This is a genomic window from Rhizobacter sp. P5_C2 (genome assembly GCF_054049715.1).
Genome location: NZ_JBFULV010000011.1, coordinates 13,624 through 31,884, shown reverse-complemented (window position 1 = coordinate 31,884; position 18,261 = coordinate 13,624). Strand labels below are relative to the sequence as shown.

Genomic DNA, 18,261 nt, shown 5'->3' with positions numbered 1-18,261 from the left:
TTCAATCGCGCGTCATCAATGCCAGCGGATCTTCTGTCGGCAGAGCAATCTTGCGGATGATGGGGCCAGCTGGTTTGCCATATCTGCGCGGAGAGGGCTTGTCGTCCGGCTCGTCATCGAAGGCCTTCGGATCGGCCGGCGCTTGGGGGAGCTCCATCTTGATCTTGGTGAACAGTTCCTTGAGCTCGTCCTTGAAAACCAGGTCGTCGAATCTTGCCAGCAGAAACGGATCATTCGAGTTCAACGCGTCGATCGCGGGCTTGAGAAGCGCCATGTCAATGTGAGCTACATGCTCGAAGATTCCCGGCGTGATGACTTCACGCTCCTCGCCGATCAGACGCGACTGGACGAGTTTGAAAGCGAGCGTGGAAAATGCAGGATTGCCTGCCCCCGCCGTCTCCCACGCCTTTCGAATCTTGGGTGTCAATCTGGTAAAGGTAGACGTGTACTGATATGGCCAATAGGCCTTCTGGTAGTTCCGACTCTCTTCGGATCCTGCAGGCATCATCAATAGTTCGGTGTAGCCGTTCGACACCAGCTTGCGTGTGTTGCGAGCATTCGAAGTGAGGAGTGCTCCCACGGCTGGAGTTGCCGAGGTGATGACCGACGTACCGAAGTCAATCAACAGAGCCAGCAGGTTTAACGCCACTTCGACCCCGGGGCCGCGTGCCGCTCGCAGGTTCTGGAGGTCGTCGACTATCAGTGCGCCAAGATTGATGGCCGCGCAGATGCGCATCATCAGCAACGCCGCATCGCCGATTGTCTTCAGACCTCTGACCTGCCTCTCGTAGAGCGGCTCCCCCAGGTGATAGTCCACGACCGCGGTGAACTGCAGAATGAAAGCTCGGATGCTCGCGTCATGAGGGACTGACACCTGCAGCAGCGGGATCTGAAGCAGATTGAGTTCTTTGCCGGCATAGACCTTGTGTCGGATGACCTTGCCGAAAAGCTTGGCGATCGCGTGAAGGAGGGTTGTCTTCCCAGAGCCTGTACTTCCGAATATGGCATACCCACCAGCTGCGCCACGCTGACCGATTGCGAATCGATCAGACCTGTTCAGTAGGTTGTCCAAGAACACGTCCTTGGACTCAAGGAGCGCGAGATCGTAGCGTTGGGCTACGCCCTCGACCGACAGAGGTTCACGGTGGGCATAGGTATTCATAAGGGTCGTCGCGGCCCTTGTCACTGCCTGCCGGTATGCAGGCCGCGCGAGAACAATGTCGGCGATGTTGTCAAGCTCGGTCTCGCGATAGAAGTCGCTCGCGCGTCGGGTCGAGGCGCCAGGCTTTTCCGGATAGTGCTCAAGCGCCCGGTGCAGCGAATCCTTGGACATCAACTGCTTGGTCAGTTTGGAGAGACGAAGCGCCTCGACAAGAGGATTTCCGCGGTAGCGCTCCAGCGGATAGGGCTCGTACAGGGCGTCTTCGATCTGAAACCTTGGGATGTTCAGGACCGTCATCTTTTGCCTCCGGGCCCTCGACGCTTGGCTATGGCTTCTAGCCTGGTCGCTTCGGCAAGGCGGAAGTCGCACGCCTTGGAGGGAGCGACTGGCTGCGCCTGAGTCTTCGACAGCTTCCGCGTCGCGCGGCGTGCACTCAAGCCAGCATCGAGGGCGTTGGATTCCTCAACGCTTCTACGTTGAACGGTCTTGGTGTCCGCCATCACCTTGGCCTTGCGGCGCGGCGCCTTCGCACCGCTTTCGCTCCCCGAGGCCTGGAGGCGCATGATGGTGTTGCGGCGAGCCGTGTCGGCCTTCTGCGTCCCTCTCTCTTCGGAGAATTCTTCCCAGTCCTCCATGCAAACGGCTCGCACGAAAGCTTCGCCGTGCTTGTCGAGCTTCCACATAGGCAGGGGACTCATCGAGGCCATGACGAACAGTTCGACCGGGTCTGTCGCATCGATCTTGACATCGATCGACTTCCTGACTGACCCGCAGTGGGCGCCGAAGGCGACAGCGCCGGCACTCGCGGGGTAATACGACAGTCCCTCCCACGTGATGACGCCATCCCGAATGCTGGCCTTCTGAGTTCCAAGAGTCAGCTGAAAGATGTCCTCATCACTTATCGTTGGGCGTTCAAGTCCGGAGACATTTTCGAGACCGTATCTGTACGCAGCGATCGGGGTGAAGGGAACACCCGCGGCGGCCAGTTCGGGCAGACGCTCCTCGATGCCCGTGTGGTTGCTGTGGTTGTAAGTGCGGATGATCTCGATGATTTCCCGGTAGAGGCTGCGCAGAGAGTGCTCAGCGAGAAAGACCGCATCCTTGGCCGTCCTCTTCTCCTCCGGGGAGAGCTGGACCTTCTTGTACAGACCTGCCAGCCCTTTCGCCTGCATCTTCACCTTGAGCGTCTTGATGAATCGTTCGATGATGGCCTTTCCATCCGGGGTGTACGGCGGAAGGATGTCCACATCGATCAGCAAGTCCTCTACGGCTGTCTTCAACGTTGCCTTCGAGATCATGTCGGGACCGTTGTCGACAACCATTGAAAGACACATGACCCCGGGCGGCCAGTCGTTGTCGTCAATGTCGACGCCCATGTTTGGGAACCGTCGATTCCTCGAGGTGAACGCGATGCGCAGCGTCTGCCTGACACCCGCGGAAGATGGCGGCTTAGCCGTGATGTAGACGGACACGACATACCGCGAGTACCGGTCGATGAGCAGGTAGATCGTTACCTTGCGCAGAATGCGTGTTGGATCGTTGCTGTCGACGATGTAGATCTGGCCACCAGTCGCATCCAATTCATAGATGTGACCGGAGCCGACCGCCAGAAGGGCTCTCTCAGAAGCGGGGCGTCGCAGAGCCGGAAACGCTGTCAGTACCCGCGGATCGAGTGCAGCCTTGCGCCGGAGGCGGTATCGCAGCTGCCGCTCGGTGCAGGGCACCGTCATGCTGCCCTTCATGAAACGCTCGAACACTTGAGGGTGTCGCCGCTTGAACTCGTGATTCAAGTACTGGTCGGTGAGCGCCTGCAGTCCTTTGAGCTTTCGGGTCGCACACCTGATGGCAGCATGCTCCATGTCCGCAACATCGATGGCTTCGGGGCGCCACTCGCAGGGGCGCACACCGGCGGCATGGCGCGGCTTTGGACCAGCCCGCCGCATGTGGAGTGCAATGTGTTTGACCTTCGCCTGGCCTGAGGGCTGCGCTTCGGTTTGAACGGAAATCTTGGGGCCGCGGCGAAGAACCAGAAGCGCCTGCTTCATTGCCCCGAAGTACCAGTAGCGCAACAGTGCGCGACGAAGTGTAGGCAGCGGCACGCCCTGCGATTCAGCCTGAGCTTCGATTTCGCTGGTGAACGACCGGCCAAGTTCAGACTCGCGTGCAAATAGATCGAGCAAGGGCCTGATTTGCGCGAGTACGCCACTTGCAAGTTCATCCAGACGGTCGCCCTTCTTGATCGCGACCGTCATCTCCGGTGGGAGTCGAATACTTCCGTAGACCGCCTTGCCCTCGTCTACTAGCTTGTCGATCTCGCGGATGGACCTGCGCTTGGGGCGAGACGCGTCGTGCCCCCCGGCGGCCGTCGTCACCGGCATCAGGTAGATGTGCGCGGTGAAGACATGTGTGATCCTGTAGTTGCATGAACTGGCCCCTTTGCCAATCCGGATCGCACCGAAGGCACGCGGCTTCTTCGATCGGTTCGGATGAAAGCTGAGTTCGTCAGTTCCGGACAAGATGCACGACCTCGTTGCGAGCGAGCTTGAACGTGAAATCGACGGGAATCAGCCCCTTCCAAGCTGCATACCTGAACAGGGTATCCGTCCGAGAGAGGGGCACGTCCAAGCGCGCGGTGCATGCCTCCAGAAGCTCAAGGAGTGTTGCGGGCCGGCGGTGATACTTCAGAAACGCCGCGGCGAAGTGCTGCACTTCGCTGTCTTCCGCCTTGAACCGCCGTTGCAGGCAAGTGCGAGCGAACATCAGCGAGGCGAGCATGGTCTCGTCGAGCGGGCCGGGATCCACCAGCTTCCACTCCAAGCCCAGGGCAGCGCAACCCTGTTGGATCGCGTCGAGGTGCGAGACGTTTTCCTTGGCCGCGGGAGACGATTTTGAAAGCGATCGAGCGACAGCGACGAGCTTTCCATCGCGCTCTTCGCGGACGAGGAAGCACGCGACTAGCGGTTCGGGTAGCTTGCCCTTCTTCGGCTGCTCGAGGCCTAGCTGGTGGCAGATCTCAAGCGTCTGCGCGATGTTGAGCAGCGGAAATTCCTCTTCGATCGAGAGAACGCTGTTCCGTCTTTCCTGCAGGAGAAAGTAGACTTTGTGAGCACAGGACTTGTGGTTGACCACCCGCCGCGTTTTCGAACACTGAAAGGCGCGCTCGGTCCCGATCCGTGGACGCGAGCGGAAGTTTGTCCAGGGTTTGTACGCGGCCCCACTCCGACAGCCTCGCCCCTTTGTCATCAGATTTTTGATGTGTGGGAGGTACTCAAAGCGATTGTCAGGCCACTCCATGGGAGCAACCTAGGCGAAGTTTTGGAAATTATCCAGAACTATTGTTCATCCAAGGGTCAGTCGCTGCACGACAAACCCATTGCCGCCACGCAATGGAGCACGCGCACGTTGGCCGCGCAGCTGGGAGTGGGCCCGACGACGATCCGCCGCACCTGGCATCGCAACGGCCTCAAGCCGCACCTGCAGACGACCTTCAAGCTCTCGCGCGACCCGCGCTTCAAGGACAAGCTCGTCGACGTGGTGGGGCTGTACCTGAATCCGCCGGAGCGCGCGCTGGTGCTCAGCTGCGACGAGAAGAGCCAGATCCAGGCGCTGAACCGCACGCAGCCGGGCCTGCCGATGAAGGCCGGACGCGCAGGCACTGTCACCCACGACCACAAGCGCCACGGCACGACCACGCTGTTCGCCGCGTTGAACACACTGACCGGCACGAAGAGTGGTTGAACTTCCTGCGGCTCATCCAGCGGCGCACGCCCAAGCACCTGACGCTGCACTTGATCGCGGATAACTACGCCACCCACACTCACCCTGACGTGCAGGACTGGTTGGCCAAGCATCCTCGCTTCGTCATGCACTTCACGCCCACCACTGCCTCGTGGCTGAACATGGTCGAGCGCTTCTTCCGCGACATCTCCGAGAACCGCATCAAGCGCGACAGCTTCACCAGCGTCGCCGAGCTGGAACTGGTCTCCAATGCCGACCTTGCGGGGCGACGTTCGAGCTCGATACCGTCCTTGGCCCGCCCGGAATGCGAGAGCGCGTTTACAGCCAAGGATCTGGCTCGGCTTGAACTCTGGTGACAACATTTCATGCCCTGCACAGTCACCTCATCCTTGCAGGCGCCGCGTCACGCAAGCGGATGCTCATCGAAGTACCGCTGGCAATGCTCCTTGAACGCCCGCACCAATGACGAGAGGTGCTTGCCGCTCGGGTAAGCCATCGCGACCGGCTGGGCCTCGAACTGCCACTCTGGCAGCACTTCCACCAAGCGGCCGTCGCGCACCGGCTGCGCACCGATGAAGGTCGGCAGCTCGGATATGCCGGCGCCCTGCAGCAGCCCGTGCAGGACGCCGGCATAGTCGTTGATCACCAGGCGCGGTGCCGGCTCCAGCCGGCAGCTCTCGATGCCGGAGCGCAGGGCCCACCGGATCGGCCGTTCCCAGCGCGAGAAGGCCACCTGCACATGGGCCGCCAGCAGCGCGGGGTGGCCGATCTCGCCCGCCGCCGCCAGGTACGAAGGCGAGGCCAGCAGGCGCGGGCGATGCCGGCTGACCGGCGCGGCAATCAGACTGCTGTCGTCCAGCTTGCCGACGCGCAGCGCCAGGTCGATGTCGTCACCGATGGGGTCGATGAAACGCTCGGTGACCAGGCACTGGACGCTCACGTCCGGATGCAGAGTTAGAAAGGCCGACACCAACGGCAGCACCACCAGGTCCGACATCGTCGGCGGCACCGAGATGCGAATGCGGCCCGACAGCCGCGCCTGGCGGTCGGTGAGGGCAGCGTCCGCCGCGTCGAACTCGGCCAGGCCACGGCGGCAATGCTCGAAATACAGCTGTCCCATCTCCGTCGTGCGCAGTCGGCGCGTCGAGCGCTCCAGCAGGCGCACACCCAGGTGCTGCTCCAGGTCGGCGATCTTGCGGCTGACGGTGGACACAGGCACCGCCTCGCGCAGGGCTGCCTTCGAAAAGCTGCCGCAGTCGACCACCCGCACATACAAAGCCATTGCGTTCTTGTCCGATGACTTCATTTTCTTGCCCATGGGAAATTGATTCTATTGTTAGCCATCTATTCCCGCTCACGCAAAACTGGGACGCTCTCGGTCGCGGACTATCCCGTGATTTCAACCAACGAGAACTCCCTATGAAGCTGAACCCCTTGCTGGCCGCGGCGCTGGCGATCCCCCTGCTGGCGCTCACCGGCTGCGGCGGAAACGACGCGGAAGCTGTTGCATCCCTGCCTTCGGCGATCGATGTCGGCAACGGAATCCCCGAGGACATCGAGGTCGACGGTTCACGAGCCTATGTGTCCAACCTGAGCGACGGCTCGATCCTGCAACTGGATCTCGCACGGGGCGGAGCAGCCTCGACGTTCGTCCCTGCTGCAAGCGACGCCTACAGCGCCGCCTGGGGCTTGAAGGTAGTGCGCTCGAAAGGCTGGCTGCTGTCGGTGCAGAACCAGCCCTACGACTTCAACCCCGCGCATGCACAGGCCGGACGCGTCACCGCCTTCGACCTGAGCACGGGCGCGGTGGTCAAACGCTGGAACCTGCCTGCGCAGGCCGTGGGCAACTCCATTGACGTCGATGCGCAGGGCCGAATCTACGTTGGCGACATCGGGCCGCATCCCCGAATCCTGCGCATCGACCCGGCCACCGACCAGTTGACGACCTGGGCCACCGATGCGCGCTGGCCCGAGGGCGGTTTCGGCATCGGAGGGATGGTGCAGGGGGGCGGCGGGATCTACGCGGCTCACGACAACCGCCTCTGGTTCATCGGCCTGGCCGAAGACGGCAGTGCGCGCGCCGCCCTGCCAGTGCAGGTGGAGGGCGACCCGGTGATCTTCGCCGACGGCATGCGCTGGACGAACGGCGGCATCGACTATGCAGAGAACGATCTCTTCACGGCCGGCGCCAAGGGCAGCGTCTATCGCATCGAGTTCACCAACCCGACGACCGCGCGACGCACGGTGCTGGCAGCAGACCTGTTCGATCCGTCGGGGATTGCAACGGTGACCCTGGACGGCCGCAATTGGCTGCTCGTCAACGAATCGAGGCTGGGGTATGCCGTAGGGACGGAGACGGGAGCACCGAAGTTGCCGTATCAGGTGAAGGCGCTGCGTCGTTGAACAAACAGGGTGATCTCATTTCCCGCGCAGGGCGTTGCTCCAGGCATTCGCGCGACTTTCAAGCCTGTGGCGCAAAGCCGCCCTCGGTGCGGCGGGCTCGATACGCCCCGTGTGGCCATACAAAAACGCATGGACGCTCAGCGTCCTTGAGCAATTTCATTAGAACCCTTCCAAGCTCAGACTTCCTTCATCGCAACTTTTTGGAGAGTCAACATGGGAAACAACGTCATGGTGAAAGGTTCGGGCCTGAATGTCTCGATGTGGATCCGCTGGAGTCTGGCCGCACGCACCGCGGCCGGAACCGTGCTCGCTGCGGCACTCAGCATATTTCTGCAGACGGGCGATGCGCGCGCGGCACAGGTCAGGGGCATCGACCCGGCGGCACCGGTCATCTCCCGTCAGGAGATCGTGATCAACGCTCCGCTCGCGACGATCTGGAAGATTCAGACCGGCATCTCGTCCTGGACCACGTGGCGGCCAACCGTCACGGCAGCTCGCTTCGACGGCAAACTGGCCGTCGGCTCGGCCTTCAAGTGGGAAGAAGGCGGCCTGCAGATCACCTCGACCGTGCAGGAACTGGCGCCGCTGCACCGCATCGTCTGGACAGGCCCCGCGCAGGGCATCGACGCCGTCCACGTCTGGCAGTTCACCGAGACCGCGCAGGGCGTCAAGGTGAGCACCGAGGAATCGTGGAGTGGCGAGGTCGTGCGAGCCAACGCGGCATCGCTTCAACCCCTCCTCGACAGCGCGCTTCGGGAGTGGCTGACACGATTGAAGGCCACAAGCGAAGCCAGCGCGTCGAAGACAAGCCGTTAGCCCCGCGTGAGCGGCGCCACCGTTCGTGGCGCCGTGACACCATCGCTAGCGGCAGCCACCGGCCGCGCTCGGGCTTGCCGCACGCGCCTTCGCTCATCGGTACTCGACTCGCGCGGCTCCCGCTCCACGTCGTAGAGCTTGCCGAAATGGCTCAGCGCCCCCTCGGCGATGTGGCTGCTGTGGTTGGTCCACAGCTCGTAGAACTTGCGCCGCGCATGCGCCAGGCGGCGACAGTCGTAGGCGACGATCTTGTCCGACTCGAATTGCCTCGTACAGTAACTCCACAGGTACGCTCGATGGGTCTTGCCGCTGCCCGGATCGAGCATCGGCACCGGCGTCTCGTCGGCATGCAACACCCGGTGCGCGAGCATCTGCGCCTTCAGCGCATCGACCAGCGGCTGCAGTTGAACCCCGCATGACCCCACCATCTACAGCACTCCCCGCACAGCGGGGTTCCTTGAGGCCCGCGGCGCTGCCTTCAATTCGTCCCGGCCCACTTGCCCGAGTGCTGCCGCAAGTGATTCGTGCCGATGACCTTGAACTGGGTCTCGTTCAAACCTGAACGGTGACTTCGGCTTGCGAGTTGTTGCCGTTCACGTCCGTCACGTCGACGATCAGGTGATGTGTGCCCGACGGCAACATGCGAGAGAAGGAGTAGTGCCTCTGGTCATCTGCGCGTCCACCCACGAACTCGCCATCAATGAAGAAGTTGACCAGCTTGATCTGCTTGTCCGATTGGATGTCCACGGTAAACGTGACGTTCCCGCCTTCGTTTGTGCCGCTCGTGGTCAACTTAATGGGAGAGGCAGGGGCCGCGCCTTGGCCGACTGAGAAGCCGACAGCCGCGGTATCGGTCACATTTCCGGCGGCATCGTGGGCTCGCGCCACCAAGTTGTGGCTGCCCGGGCCGAGAGTGGTGGCGGGGATGCTGGTCGAGAACAAGGTGCGGCCTTGCAAGTCCGTGACCGTTGCTGTGGTGACGCCACCGTCGACGATGAACTCAACCTGCGTCACGGCCACGTTGTCGCTGACAGCAGCCGAGAGCACGACGGCTTCGGTTCCTACCGTCGCACTTGCAGTGATTGTCGGCGCGGAAGTGTCGGGAGGCGATGGCGACGTTCCGTTATTGCCACCACCTCCGCAGGCACCGAGTGCCGATAGAAGGAGCGCAGCAAAGACGACGCGGGAGAATTTGAAATGAAGATGCATGATCGATTCTGAAATTTGATTCGGGAGGGTCGATTTTTCGCCGCGGCCGAGAAGAAGTGGGTAAAGCGCGCATATGAGTGACTGTGCACTCACTGGCTGAGCAAGTCAAGGGATTCAGGTCAGCAGCGGGGCGCGCAGCGATGAGCCGGATGAGTTTTTCACCGCCGAGTACGCCGGCAAGCGCAAGAAGGCTCGCCGAAAGTGTCCCTGAGGAAATGGGAGTGGTTGTGCCACGGAACGCGGTGCTGGGCGCGACAGGGCCGTACTACCTGGTCACTGGCCGAGGACAGTGGTACCCGGTGGGCTGGATGGCACGCCTGAACCCGATGCAGACTGGCTCACGGTGAGCAATCCGGAGAAGGGAAAACCGCTGTACGAGATAGCCTCGCTGCGTGCCTTTGTGCAGCAGAGTCTAGGTGGACCAATCGATCGTTGATAAGACGACCAGGCGGAACTTCCGCCGCCTGCTCGAAGAGAACGACGTGGCGGTGGGAATCCTCGCGCGTGTTGGAAAACGTCTGCAGCGCAAAGGCCCGTTGCTCAGCGAGACACCTCGTCTCAAGCTTCGTGAAGCAACTTCTCCATCAAGAAATCTTCCATGACGAAGCCCCCGCCAATGTCAAAGACCTGCTCTCCCTTCGAGGCGAACCCAGCTCGTTTGTAGGCGGCAATGGGTACATCGTTTCGCCGATTGACATACAGGAAGATTGATTTGCAGCCGGTGTCCTTGGCCAGAGATTCCGCCCTGGCAATGAGCAGTCCGCCCAGGCCGCGGCCCCGCTGGGCACGAGAGATGTATACCTCCGACAACTTGAGTTGATGCGAACTCGTCTGGATGCAGCGAAGAAATCCGCAAATTACGCTGTCCACCCGCAAGACATCAAACCATCGATCCGAGGCACCGATGAACGGCTGCAGATCCTCAAGCGTGTATTTGCCGGAGAGCATGTACTCAATTTGAGCGTCGGTAATGAACTTGGTGTGGTGCTCTCGCCAAATCAACTTGGCCAGCGACGCGACATCGTCGATCTCGGCGAGGCGCAAGGGCCTGATGGAAGCGCGATTCAGCATAGTCTGATGTTGCACCAATTGTGAGCTTGTTGGGGATGCGGCACCTGCATCAGGCAGTCAGCCTGCAGGGGCAAAAAAGGGCCAAGATGGAGGGCGTTGGAATCTTCGTCCAAGGCTGGGCAGGAAGGCCCTCGGAGAAGGCTGCATGAGGTACTTGCTGCTCGCAGAGAACCCTTGTGAGGGCTGCCCGGCAGCTTCAAACACTTTGTTCCGGTCGCCAACCGCAGAGATTTCTGTCGCGGCACTTCCATTGAAGAACATCAGCGGCAACAGGCCCTCTAACGACACTTCACCGTCATCACCCTACGGCAACGCGCGACATATTTACCGGTAAGTGTACAGTCACTTATATGCCATATTCACGTACTTCTCGATCGCTCTCGACTGCAGACGTGCGTCGCGGGGCGGTCGTAGCCAGCGCTATCGTCTGCTTCGCCAAAAGCGGGTATCTAGGGACGCCGATCACCGCGGTCGCGGCGCACGCTGGCATATCCCCGGCGTATGTGTTCAAGCTCTTCCCCAACAAGGAAGGGCTCTTTGTCGCTGCGCTGGAGCGCTGCTTCGATTTGATTCACGATGCGCTCGCTGAGGGCGCCGAATCCAGTGCCGACAAGAGCCCGAACGGCGTGTTGTCTGCCATGGGCGCCGCCTACGCCGCTTTGATCTCGAATCGCGATCTGTTGATCCTGCAGGTGCACGCGCAGTCTGCCGCCAGCGTGCCGGAGATCAACGCGGCCTTTCGGAGCGGTCTGCAGGCCATCACGATGTTCGTGAAGAAGCACTCGCGCGCTTCCGACGAGGCGGTGCAGCGGTTCATGGCCTACGGGCAGCTGTGCCACCTCATCACGACGCTGTCCCTCACGTCGGAACGCGCGCCGTGGGCGCGCATGCTGACCAACGGGATGCTTCACCCATGAGACTTCAGCATGCGTCCGGCCAAGTCATCTTGATCTGAGCTCGCTGCCATAGGAGGCTCTACTCCACTTGACTTCTCCGTGGACACGTGGACGATGGCCAACGGCATCAATGCGAAGCCGCTGCGCAGATGGTGAACGCGGCAGAGCAGCGCGGAGCGCCGCTGCTCACGCCGCCCCCGATCTCCTCGAATCGAGCTTCGCATCCAGAGAGATTGGCCCGGGGCCGAACATTCCGAAGAGGGCGACCGCAAACGACCAGAGCGCGGGAAACTCCCAGCCCAGACCGGGCAAGGCCCAGCTGTAGCCTATGCTGAAGTGCCCTCCAATCCCTACCGCGAACAGCAGATAGAAGGTGCCCAGGACCGCCACCGGGCGAGTCCACAAACCGAACGTCAGGCCGATACAGACCGTGATCTCGATCAGGCCGGCAAGCACGACCGAAGCGGCGGGAAGCGGCATTCCGATCTGACCGAAAAGATCGACAAAAGCGTCGAACGGAATGGGTCCTGCAAAGATATGCCCTGTGAAATGAGATATGAACATCAACCCGACATAGGCGCGCAGCAGGGTCACCAACCAATCTGAAGCGCTGAAATTAGCGCCGTTCGAACTGGCGGTGATCGAACGGTGCGCTTGCGCGAGTACATAAAGCGACACTGCAACCACAAAGACGAGGGAAAGCGGCTCGAAGTAAGCAACTCCCGGTCCGGTTTCGCCCAGGGTCAGCTCGCTCAGCTTGGGGACGGGCTGTCCCGCCGGGATGAGCCAGACTGTCGATAGGAGGCGTCCGATAATCAACCCGGGCAGCAGGATGCTGAGCGGTTCAAAGAATGGACCGTTCGGGTGACGAATGAGCGTTACCACGCCCACCACCACAACGCACAAGAGTGCGATGACCACCATGATCGTCCAGCCCGGGATGGCATTCGTCGCAACTGCACATAGGGAGGCGATGCAGAAGAGCGCCGCAATCGCAACCACGACGAAGCGAAGAGCTCCAATTAGTCGTGGCATACGCTCCCCTCGCCGACAACGCGGCAGGTGTCCAATTTGAATGCCATGTCGCTTATTCCTTTGACGCGGAGCCAGGCAGCCCGGTGACAGTGGGCGCGCCGCGCTCGTACACTGGGGTGAAGTCACGATGCGCCAGTGCCCAAGCAGCAATTTCGTCCTTGCGGGCGAACCAGACGCCAGGCTTCGAGCGCGCGTAGGTAAGAAAGCGGTCGAGCACGCGAACCCGATTGGCGTGGCCCGAGACTCGGTCGTGGAGTCCAATGACCATCATCCGCCGGCGGTTCGCCCCCTCTTCGTAGAGTTGATCGAATTCGTCTTTGAGCGCCTGCTCGTAAGCGGCTGGATTCCACCCCGAGAAGGGATACAACATGTCGTTCAAGTGCAGCGTGTAAGGCACAGTGACGAAATCACCACCTTTGAGCTTGATGATGAACGGCTGATCGGCGCTCCACTCATCGATGTGATATTTGAAGCCGAGACTCTGAAGAATGTCGAACGTGTGCGGCGAATTACGCACGTAATAGGCGTTCCAGCCGACCGGCGCCTGGCCCGTGGCCTTGTGGATGCTTTCGACGCCGTCCATGATGAAGCGCCTCTCGGCGTCAGCGTCGAGGAGATAACTGTTTTGCCAAGTTCGCCCATGCGCGGCGGCCTCGTGCCCACGCTTCACGATCTCGCGCGCGAGATCAGGGGCCTTGTCGACGGCTTGACCGATCATGAAGGATGAGACCTTTACCTGATGCTTGTCCATCAGGTCCAGGATGCGGGGGATGCCTTCATAGACGCCGTACTGGAACGCGCCATTGGTTGCGAGGTCGGGCAGACCTTTTTGCATGGGTTCCTCAATGAAGCCTGGCGCGCCCGAAATTGGCTGACCTCCTGCCTCGAACATGAGAGAGAAGCTGATGGCCAGGCGCGCATTGTTGGGCCAGAACTGATGATTTGAGGACATGGCGTTTTCATTCGCATCGCTGACAGACGGGGTGACGCCGGCGATCAGCGTGGAAGCCGGAGCCGAAGCTGACGCAGCCGCGGCCATGCTGGCCGCAAGCAACGTACGTCGTTTGATCAATGAACCTTCAGTGGTCATGAGTAAATCGTCCGGTGGAGCATGCGGCGCGTGGCGCCAATGGAAGGTATCGCTCCGCAAGCGAGGTGCGCGCGACCGCGTCTCGCGCGCACCTCGAATACTTCAAATAATGGAGCGAACCACACCCCCATCGACTCTCAGCGAAGAGCCCGTGGTGCCAGAAGACTGCTCCGAGCTCACGTAGACCACGAGGTTTGCCACTTCTTCGGTGGTCGTAAATCGATTGATCAGAGAAGACGGTCGCGTTGTGTCTAGAAAGTTTTGCTCGGCTTCATCCTGGGTGATGCCCTGCTCTTCCGCGGCCGCCTTCATCCAATTACTCATGATTTCGGACCGCGTCGGGCCAGGCAGGACGGCGTTGACGGTAACGCCCGTGCCCTTGGCCAGTTCGGCCAACCCTCTCGATACGGCGAGCTGAGCCGTCTTCGTGACGCCGTAGTCGATCATCTCCTTGGGAACCGCTATGGCGGACTCGCTGCTGATGAACACCACGCGCCCCCAGCCTCGCTGAATCATGCCGGGCATGTACTCTCGCGCCGCGCGAACGCCGCTCATGACGTTGAGTTGGTAGATGTCGAGCCAGTCGGCATCGTTCTGTTCGAAGAAGCCCTTCGGGTATGCCGTGCCGGCGTTGTTGATGAGAATATCGACGTCCTTGACTTGCGCAGCCAAAGAGGCGAAGCCCTCAGCCGTTGAGACGTCGGCCACGACGCCGATGAACTCGGCGTTCGGCAGCAGTGCACGCAGCTCATTCACAGCGGTTTCCACGCGTTCCTTGCTGCGGCCGTTGATGACGACGGAGGCGCCGGCGCGGGCAAGCCCTTCGGCAATGGCTCGGCCGATGCCAGCGGTGGATCCAGTAACGAGTACTCTACGGCCGTTGAGTTCGATCTTCATGGGTTTCTCCAGGAGGGCTGTCTGGTAACAAGACTCCAGTGTCCTGCCGCACCACACCCCTCTGGAAGGTAGGCCAAGGGCATATCGCCTATGCTTAGTTCGCATGTGGTTCGAGTTCCAATCCACGATGACCTGACCTCATAACGGCATGACATACAAGCACGTCATCGAGCGGACTGACGCCCTCGATCAGAAAGGCGATGTGGTTCGACAGACGGGCAAGCTCCTTTGGATGCAGTGCTTCGTTCGCGCGGTCGAGACCGGCAGCTTTTCCGCGACCGCGCGAACTCGGCATCGGGCAGCGCAATGTCGGTCGACATATCGGTTCACTCGAATCCCACCTGGCTCTGCGCCTCCTGCACAGGGCCACCCGCAAGCTGTCGCTGACTATGCGCTGAGACGACCACTTGGACAATCTCCGGATCTATCCAGATGAAGGGCGGCCATCCCCGCCAAAGTCAGGGCTGGCCGAGGTCCGCATTTCAACCCGCCAGAGGATGCGGCGATCCGCGGGCCGTCATAACTCCGGCAGCGGAGCGGTCGGGGAGAAGCTATATCGCGCGATCCGCCACTTTGCATCACCGGTCTTGCGAAGGAGGAACAGCTCGTGGAAGGTGGCTGGAGAGGCTTGTCCCGTCCTGACCGGCGTCATCATTCCAGCGGACTCGGTACGGACGAATGCCCAGTCTGTCGACATCTGCACCAATTCCACAATCTTGGTGTGCATCTGGAAGCGGATAAGCCCGAAGAGGCCTTCGTAACCGCTGCGGACGGCCTCGGTGCCAACTATAGTGGGCTGCATGAATGGCAGCTGCACGGGGTCATCGGTATAAAGCTTGAGCGCAGCGTCTATATCGCCGGCATTCAGGGCTTCGAAATATTCGAATATCGTTGCCTCGATTACCGATTTTTCTGACGTGTTGGTCGTTGTCATTTGGCTGCTTTCATTAGTCGTGTGGACGTTGGTCTCTTAAAAAGTAATCACGATTTTCCCAACGCGCCGGGCTGCCTCTTGATATGCAAACGCCTCGCGCTTATCCGCGAACGAAAACGTCCTTGCGATCTTCGGTGTGAATCGACCGTCCTCCAGCCGTTCGTAGATGTATCTCTTGGCTTCGTTCATGCGTTCCGACGAAGCCCACATTTCCATCATGACGTAGGCGCGTAGTGCCAGACCTTTTCCGAATCCAGCGCCGGATAATTTGTAGTCTGCCCAGACAGACTCCCATAGAGGAAAATTGTTGCCTCTGGCGCCGCGACCTGCGCCGATCAAGCCCACATCGACGCCATGCCCCACGGCTTCGACGACTCCCACTGCCTCGTATCCCAACTTTGACGGAAGCTTTGGCTGTTCCACATAGGTGCCGTGGAAATATGCGCCTTCCGAATGATTCAGCCCCACAGCTTCCACCTTGTGAAAACGGACGATTTTGGACATGAGCCTTGCAAGAAGCAGTCGGAAAAGCTCAGCATAGGTGCTCGATCACCCCTTGATTAGGCGCTAATATCGTGTTTCTGTTTCAAGTGATCGTTGAAGAGCATCAGGCATATGGAGTCTTTGGCGAACCTTGAGTCCTTCGTGCGTGCGGCGGAAGGCCACAGCTTCGCGGAGGCGGGCCGCAGGCTGGGCCTGACAGCTGCTGCGATCAGCCGAAACGTGGCGATGTTGGAACGCAACCTGGGGGTCAGGCTGTTTCACCGAACCACGCGCAAGCTCACGCTGACGGAGGTTGGCGAGCGCTTCCTGGAGTCGATCCACGACAACCTCGATGGGCTCCAGATTGCCATTGCCGAGGCGTCAGCCGAGAGCAGCGAGCCCGCAGGTGTGTTGAAAGTCAGCATGAGCCCAACCGTTGGTGTCCGGCACATATTGCCCTTGCTGCCACCCTTCCTGGCAAAGTACCCGCGCATTCGACCTGAGTGGCACTTCGAGAATCGTCCCGTCGACCTGATCGCCGAGAATTACGACGTTGCCATTGGCGGCGGCTTCGACCTTGCCGACGGTTTCGTTTCACGCACACTGGCACCCGTCCATATCATCGCAGTGGCCTCACCGGCCTATATGGCCGGCCGCACGGCACCGGCCGACCCGTCAGAACTCTCTGGCTACAACGGCATCGTCATGCGGCAGCACCGCACTGGACGAATTCGCCAGTGGATGTTCCGCAACGTCGATGGGGTCGAGATGGCGGGGACGCTCGACGAAGACGTCGTCATGGATGATCCCGTCGCGATGCGCGAAGCCGCACTTCTCGGGTTGGGTATTTCTTTGATTGCGCTGTTCGATGTACTGCCGGAACTGGAGCGCGGACAACTGATTCGACTGCTTCCCGGCTGGTACGCGGAGGCCGGCGTACTCTCGATCTACTACGCATCACGAAAGCTGATGTCGGCGAAGACGCGTGTCTTCGTCGATTGCGTCGTCAACGGCTTCAGGAGCACGCGACTGGACGTCGCGTTCTCCTCCGCCAGTCCTTCATGACGGATCGCCCCGCGAGTTTCTCGGCGACCGCCGGAAACAGCGCGCACTCAAGCGAGCGGGCAAGCTTGCGGCGCGCGGCGGGCAAATAGCTGCCAATCTCCAGCGCGTCGAGCACGAAGTCGGTTCGCATCGAACTTCCGATCTTCAAGGCCCCCGAGATCAATCGTCTTTACTTCGAATCGCATCGTTACCTGGCTATCGTGTCGCCATGAGCACCACCTACCCCATTCCCGGCGCCGTGTTGACCGAGCGCGAGCACGCCGTTCCGTTGGTTCACGGCGACCCGCAGCGCGGCAGGATCAGCGTGTTCACCCGTGAGGTGGCAGCGCCCGACGGCGGCGATCGCCCCTACCTCGTCTTCCTGCAAGGCGGTCCCGGCTTCGAGGCCACCCGCCCCACGAGTCCGCCTTCGGGCTGGCTGGCGCGGGCGCTGGCCGACTTTCGCTTGCTGCTGCTGGACCAGCGCGGCACCGGGCGCTCCACGCCGGTCGGCTCTGTCCTGCCTGGTGCAACGCCGGCCGATCAGGCCGAGTACCTCACGCACTTTCGCGCGGACTCGATCGTGCGCGACCTCGAACTGATCCGTGCCGAACTCGGCGTCGAGCGTTGGAGCGTGCTCGGCCAGAGCTTCGGCGGCTTCACCTCGCTCACCTACCTGTCGTTGGCCCCCGAGGGTCTGCGCGAGGTGCTGATCACCGGTGGCCTCGCACCGGTGACGGGCCGGCCTGTCGACGAGGTCTACGCGGCCACCTGGGTGCGCACGCGCGAAGCCAACCAGCGCTACCACGCGCGGTACCCGGGCGACCTCGATCGCTTGCGCACCATCCTGCGCCGGCTCGACGACGAGGACGTTCGCCTGCCCGACGGCGAACGCCTCACGGCGCGCCGGTTCCGCCAGACCGGGATGTGGCTGGGCGACAGCGCCGGCTTCGAACGGCTGCATCACCTGCTCGAGCTGCCTTTCGCATCGGCGGCGTTCCTCTGGGACGCGCACCAGGCGTCGGCGTGGGAGCGCAACCCAATCTACGCGACGCTGCACGAGTCCTCGTATGCCGATGGCGGCGCTACACGCTGGTCGGCGCACCGCTTGGCCCCCGACGACGCGGTGAGCGGTGAACTGCTCGGCGGGGAGCACGTCTTCCCCTGGATGTGGGAGGACTACGCGGGGCTACATGCGCACCGTGAGGCAGCGCAGTTGCTTGCGGAGCATCCATGGCCGCGCCTCTACGACGCCGACCGGCTGGCGCGCAACGAGGTGCCGGTCGCTGCGACCGTGTATGTGGACGACATGTATGTGGAGCGATCATTCGCCGAGGACACCGCGAGTCGCGTGCGCGGGTTGCGTATGTGGATCACCAACGAGTACGCCCACAACGGGCTGCGGGCCGATGGTGAGCACATCGTCGGCCGGCTGCTCGACATGGTGCGTGGCAGGGCGTGAGCGTGGCGGCCCCGTTTACCG

Annotated in this window: 17 protein-coding genes and 2 pseudogenes; 7 read left to right on the top strand and 12 right to left on the bottom strand. The window is 61.3% G+C overall.

The features are described from left to right. Position 1 precedes the first annotated feature (1 nt). From ACXJLU_RS05855 to ACXJLU_RS05845, 3 genes are read right to left on the bottom strand one after another with little or no spacing between them, the layout of a single operon-like run. On the bottom strand, positions 2-1,459 hold the full coding sequence (locus tag ACXJLU_RS05855; RefSeq protein WP_457329508.1) for an AAA family ATPase: 1,458 nt from the start codon (positions 1,457-1,459) through the stop codon (positions 2-4). Continuing rightward, entirely contained in the window at positions 1,456-3,678 is a 2,223-nt protein-coding gene (locus tag ACXJLU_RS05850) for a TnsB C-terminal domain-containing protein (protein ID WP_457329507.1), read from the bottom strand. Before ACXJLU_RS05850 ends, ACXJLU_RS05855 begins: the two co-directional genes overlap by 4 nt. Further along, a complete protein-coding gene (locus ACXJLU_RS05845; protein ID WP_457329506.1) occupies positions 3,665-4,291 on the bottom strand; it encodes a PDDEXK family nuclease in 627 nt (208 codons plus the stop codon). The genes ACXJLU_RS05850 and ACXJLU_RS05845 overlap by 14 nt, the downstream gene beginning before the upstream one ends. 237 nt (positions 4,292-4,528) lie before the next feature. Between ACXJLU_RS05845 and ACXJLU_RS05840 the strand changes: the two are divergent. Further along, positions 4,529-5,136, top strand: a pseudogene (locus ACXJLU_RS05840) (IS630 family transposase); the annotation flags it as partial. 167 nt (positions 5,137-5,303) lie between these two features. Here the strand turns inward: ACXJLU_RS05840 and ACXJLU_RS05835 are convergent. Continuing rightward, a complete protein-coding gene (locus tag ACXJLU_RS05835) occupies positions 5,304-6,182 on the bottom strand; it encodes a LysR family transcriptional regulator (RefSeq protein ID WP_457329505.1) in 879 nt (292 codons plus the stop codon). Positions 6,183-6,319: 137 nt separating this feature from the next. On the opposite strand from ACXJLU_RS05835, the gene ACXJLU_RS05830 reads away from it, so the two are divergent. Then, on the top strand, positions 6,320-7,303 hold the full coding sequence (locus tag ACXJLU_RS05830) for a hypothetical protein (RefSeq protein WP_457329504.1): 984 nt from the start codon (positions 6,320-6,322) through the stop codon (positions 7,301-7,303). A 213-nt stretch (positions 7,304-7,516) separates the two neighbouring features. Further along, positions 7,517-8,119 carry an SRPBCC family protein gene (locus ACXJLU_RS05825; protein WP_457329503.1) on the top strand — a complete coding sequence of 201 codons (603 nt, stop codon included), beginning with the start codon at positions 7,517-7,519 and terminating at the stop codon, positions 8,117-8,119. Positions 8,120-8,199: 80 nt separating this feature from the next. Here ACXJLU_RS05825 and ACXJLU_RS05820 read toward each other — a convergent pair. From ACXJLU_RS05820 to ACXJLU_RS05810, 3 genes and pseudogenes are all read right to left on the bottom strand, one after another. Then, positions 8,200-8,544 (bottom strand): annotated as a pseudogene (locus tag ACXJLU_RS05820) (IS66 family transposase); the annotation flags it as partial. A gap of 127 nt (positions 8,545-8,671) precedes the next feature. Then, the gene (locus tag ACXJLU_RS05815; protein WP_457329502.1) at positions 8,672-9,328 is read right to left on the bottom strand and encodes an Ig-like domain-containing protein; all 657 of its coding nucleotides are present in this window, start codon (positions 9,326-9,328) and stop codon (positions 8,672-8,674) included. Positions 9,329-9,886: 558 nt separating this feature from the next. Then, a complete protein-coding gene (locus ACXJLU_RS05810; protein ID WP_457329501.1) occupies positions 9,887-10,372 on the bottom strand; it encodes a GNAT family N-acetyltransferase in 486 nt (161 codons plus the stop codon). 377 nt (positions 10,373-10,749) lie between these two features. Here ACXJLU_RS05810 and ACXJLU_RS05805 point away from each other — a divergent pair, with 377 nt between their 5' ends. Next, positions 10,750-11,316: a TetR/AcrR family transcriptional regulator gene (locus tag ACXJLU_RS05805; RefSeq protein ID WP_457329500.1), complete on the top strand. Its 567-nt coding sequence runs from the start codon at positions 10,750-10,752 to the stop codon at positions 11,314-11,316. Between the two features lie 165 nt (positions 11,317-11,481). Here ACXJLU_RS05805 and ACXJLU_RS05800 read toward each other — a convergent pair whose 3' ends face one another. From ACXJLU_RS05800 to ACXJLU_RS05790, 3 genes are all read right to left on the bottom strand, one after another. Further along, positions 11,482-12,330 (bottom strand): DoxX family protein, encoded by an 849-nt coding sequence (locus ACXJLU_RS05800; protein ID WP_457329499.1) that lies wholly within the window; start codon positions 12,328-12,330, stop codon positions 11,482-11,484. Between the two features lie 52 nt (positions 12,331-12,382). After that, positions 12,383-13,420, bottom strand: a complete 1,038-nt coding sequence (locus ACXJLU_RS05795) for a polysaccharide deacetylase family protein (protein ID WP_457329498.1) — start codon at positions 13,418-13,420, stop codon at positions 12,383-12,385. 102 nt (positions 13,421-13,522) lie between these two features. Then, positions 13,523-14,317 carry an SDR family NAD(P)-dependent oxidoreductase gene (locus tag ACXJLU_RS05790; protein WP_457329497.1) on the bottom strand — a complete coding sequence of 265 codons (795 nt, stop codon included), beginning with the start codon at positions 14,315-14,317 and terminating at the stop codon, positions 13,523-13,525. A gap of 200 nt (positions 14,318-14,517) precedes the next feature. Between ACXJLU_RS05790 and ACXJLU_RS05785 the strand changes: the two genes are divergently transcribed. Beyond that, positions 14,518-14,715: a helix-turn-helix domain-containing protein gene (locus ACXJLU_RS05785; protein WP_457329496.1), complete on the top strand. Its 198-nt coding sequence runs from the start codon at positions 14,518-14,520 to the stop codon at positions 14,713-14,715. Between the two features lie 119 nt (positions 14,716-14,834). Here the strand turns inward: ACXJLU_RS05785 and ACXJLU_RS05780 are convergent, their stop codons facing one another. Next, on the bottom strand, positions 14,835-15,251 hold the full coding sequence (locus ACXJLU_RS05780; protein WP_457329495.1) for a YybH family protein: 417 nt from the start codon (positions 15,249-15,251) through the stop codon (positions 14,835-14,837). A 36-nt stretch (positions 15,252-15,287) separates the two neighbouring features. Beyond that, positions 15,288-15,755, bottom strand: a complete 468-nt coding sequence (locus ACXJLU_RS05775; protein ID WP_457329494.1) for a zinc-binding dehydrogenase — start codon at positions 15,753-15,755, stop codon at positions 15,288-15,290. 111 nt (positions 15,756-15,866) lie between these two features. Here ACXJLU_RS05775 and ACXJLU_RS05770 point away from each other — a divergent pair, with 111 nt between their 5' ends. After that, on the top strand, positions 15,867-16,799 hold the full coding sequence (locus ACXJLU_RS05770; protein WP_073465925.1) for a LysR family transcriptional regulator: 933 nt from the start codon (positions 15,867-15,869) through the stop codon (positions 16,797-16,799). 208 nt (positions 16,800-17,007) lie between these two features. Beyond that, positions 17,008-18,240, top strand: a complete 1,233-nt coding sequence (locus ACXJLU_RS05765) for an alpha/beta fold hydrolase (protein ID WP_457329493.1) — start codon at positions 17,008-17,010, stop codon at positions 18,238-18,240. Positions 18,241-18,261 lie beyond the last annotated feature (21 nt).

Coding starts and splice junctions, on each gene's coding strand:
- ACXJLU_RS05805 (WP_457329500.1), top strand. CDS start 10,750: ATGCCATATTCACGTACTTCTCGATCGCTCTCGACTGCAGACGTGCGT.
- ACXJLU_RS05785 (WP_457329496.1), top strand. CDS start 14,518: ATGTGGTTCGACAGACGGGCAAGCTCCTTTGGATGCAGTGCTTCGTTC.
- ACXJLU_RS05830 (WP_457329504.1), top strand. CDS start 6,320: ATGAAGCTGAACCCCTTGCTGGCCGCGGCGCTGGCGATCCCCCTGCTG.
- ACXJLU_RS05795 (WP_457329498.1), bottom strand. CDS start 13,420: ATGACCACTGAAGGTTCATTGATCAAACGACGTACGTTGCTTGCGGCC.
- ACXJLU_RS05835 (WP_457329505.1), bottom strand. CDS start 6,182: ATGGCTTTGTATGTGCGGGTGGTCGACTGCGGCAGCTTTTCGAAGGCA.
- ACXJLU_RS05775 (WP_457329494.1), bottom strand. CDS start 15,755: ATGTCCAAAATCGTCCGTTTTCACAAGGTGGAAGCTGTGGGGCTGAAT.
- ACXJLU_RS05815 (WP_457329502.1), bottom strand. CDS start 9,328: ATGCATCTTCATTTCAAATTCTCCCGCGTCGTCTTTGCTGCGCTCCTT.
- ACXJLU_RS05855 (WP_457329508.1), bottom strand. CDS start 1,459: ATGACGGTCCTGAACATCCCAAGGTTTCAGATCGAAGACGCCCTGTAC.
- ACXJLU_RS05825 (WP_457329503.1), top strand. CDS start 7,517: ATGGGAAACAACGTCATGGTGAAAGGTTCGGGCCTGAATGTCTCGATG.
- ACXJLU_RS05780 (WP_457329495.1), bottom strand. CDS start 15,251: ATGACAACGACCAACACGTCAGAAAAATCGGTAATCGAGGCAACGATA.
- ACXJLU_RS05765 (WP_457329493.1), top strand. CDS start 17,008: ATGAGCACCACCTACCCCATTCCCGGCGCCGTGTTGACCGAGCGCGAG.
- ACXJLU_RS05800 (WP_457329499.1), bottom strand. CDS start 12,330: ATGCCACGACTAATTGGAGCTCTTCGCTTCGTCGTGGTTGCGATTGCG.
- ACXJLU_RS05770 (WP_073465925.1), top strand. CDS start 15,867: ATGGAGTCTTTGGCGAACCTTGAGTCCTTCGTGCGTGCGGCGGAAGGC.
- ACXJLU_RS05790 (WP_457329497.1), bottom strand. CDS start 14,317: ATGAAGATCGAACTCAACGGCCGTAGAGTACTCGTTACTGGATCCACC.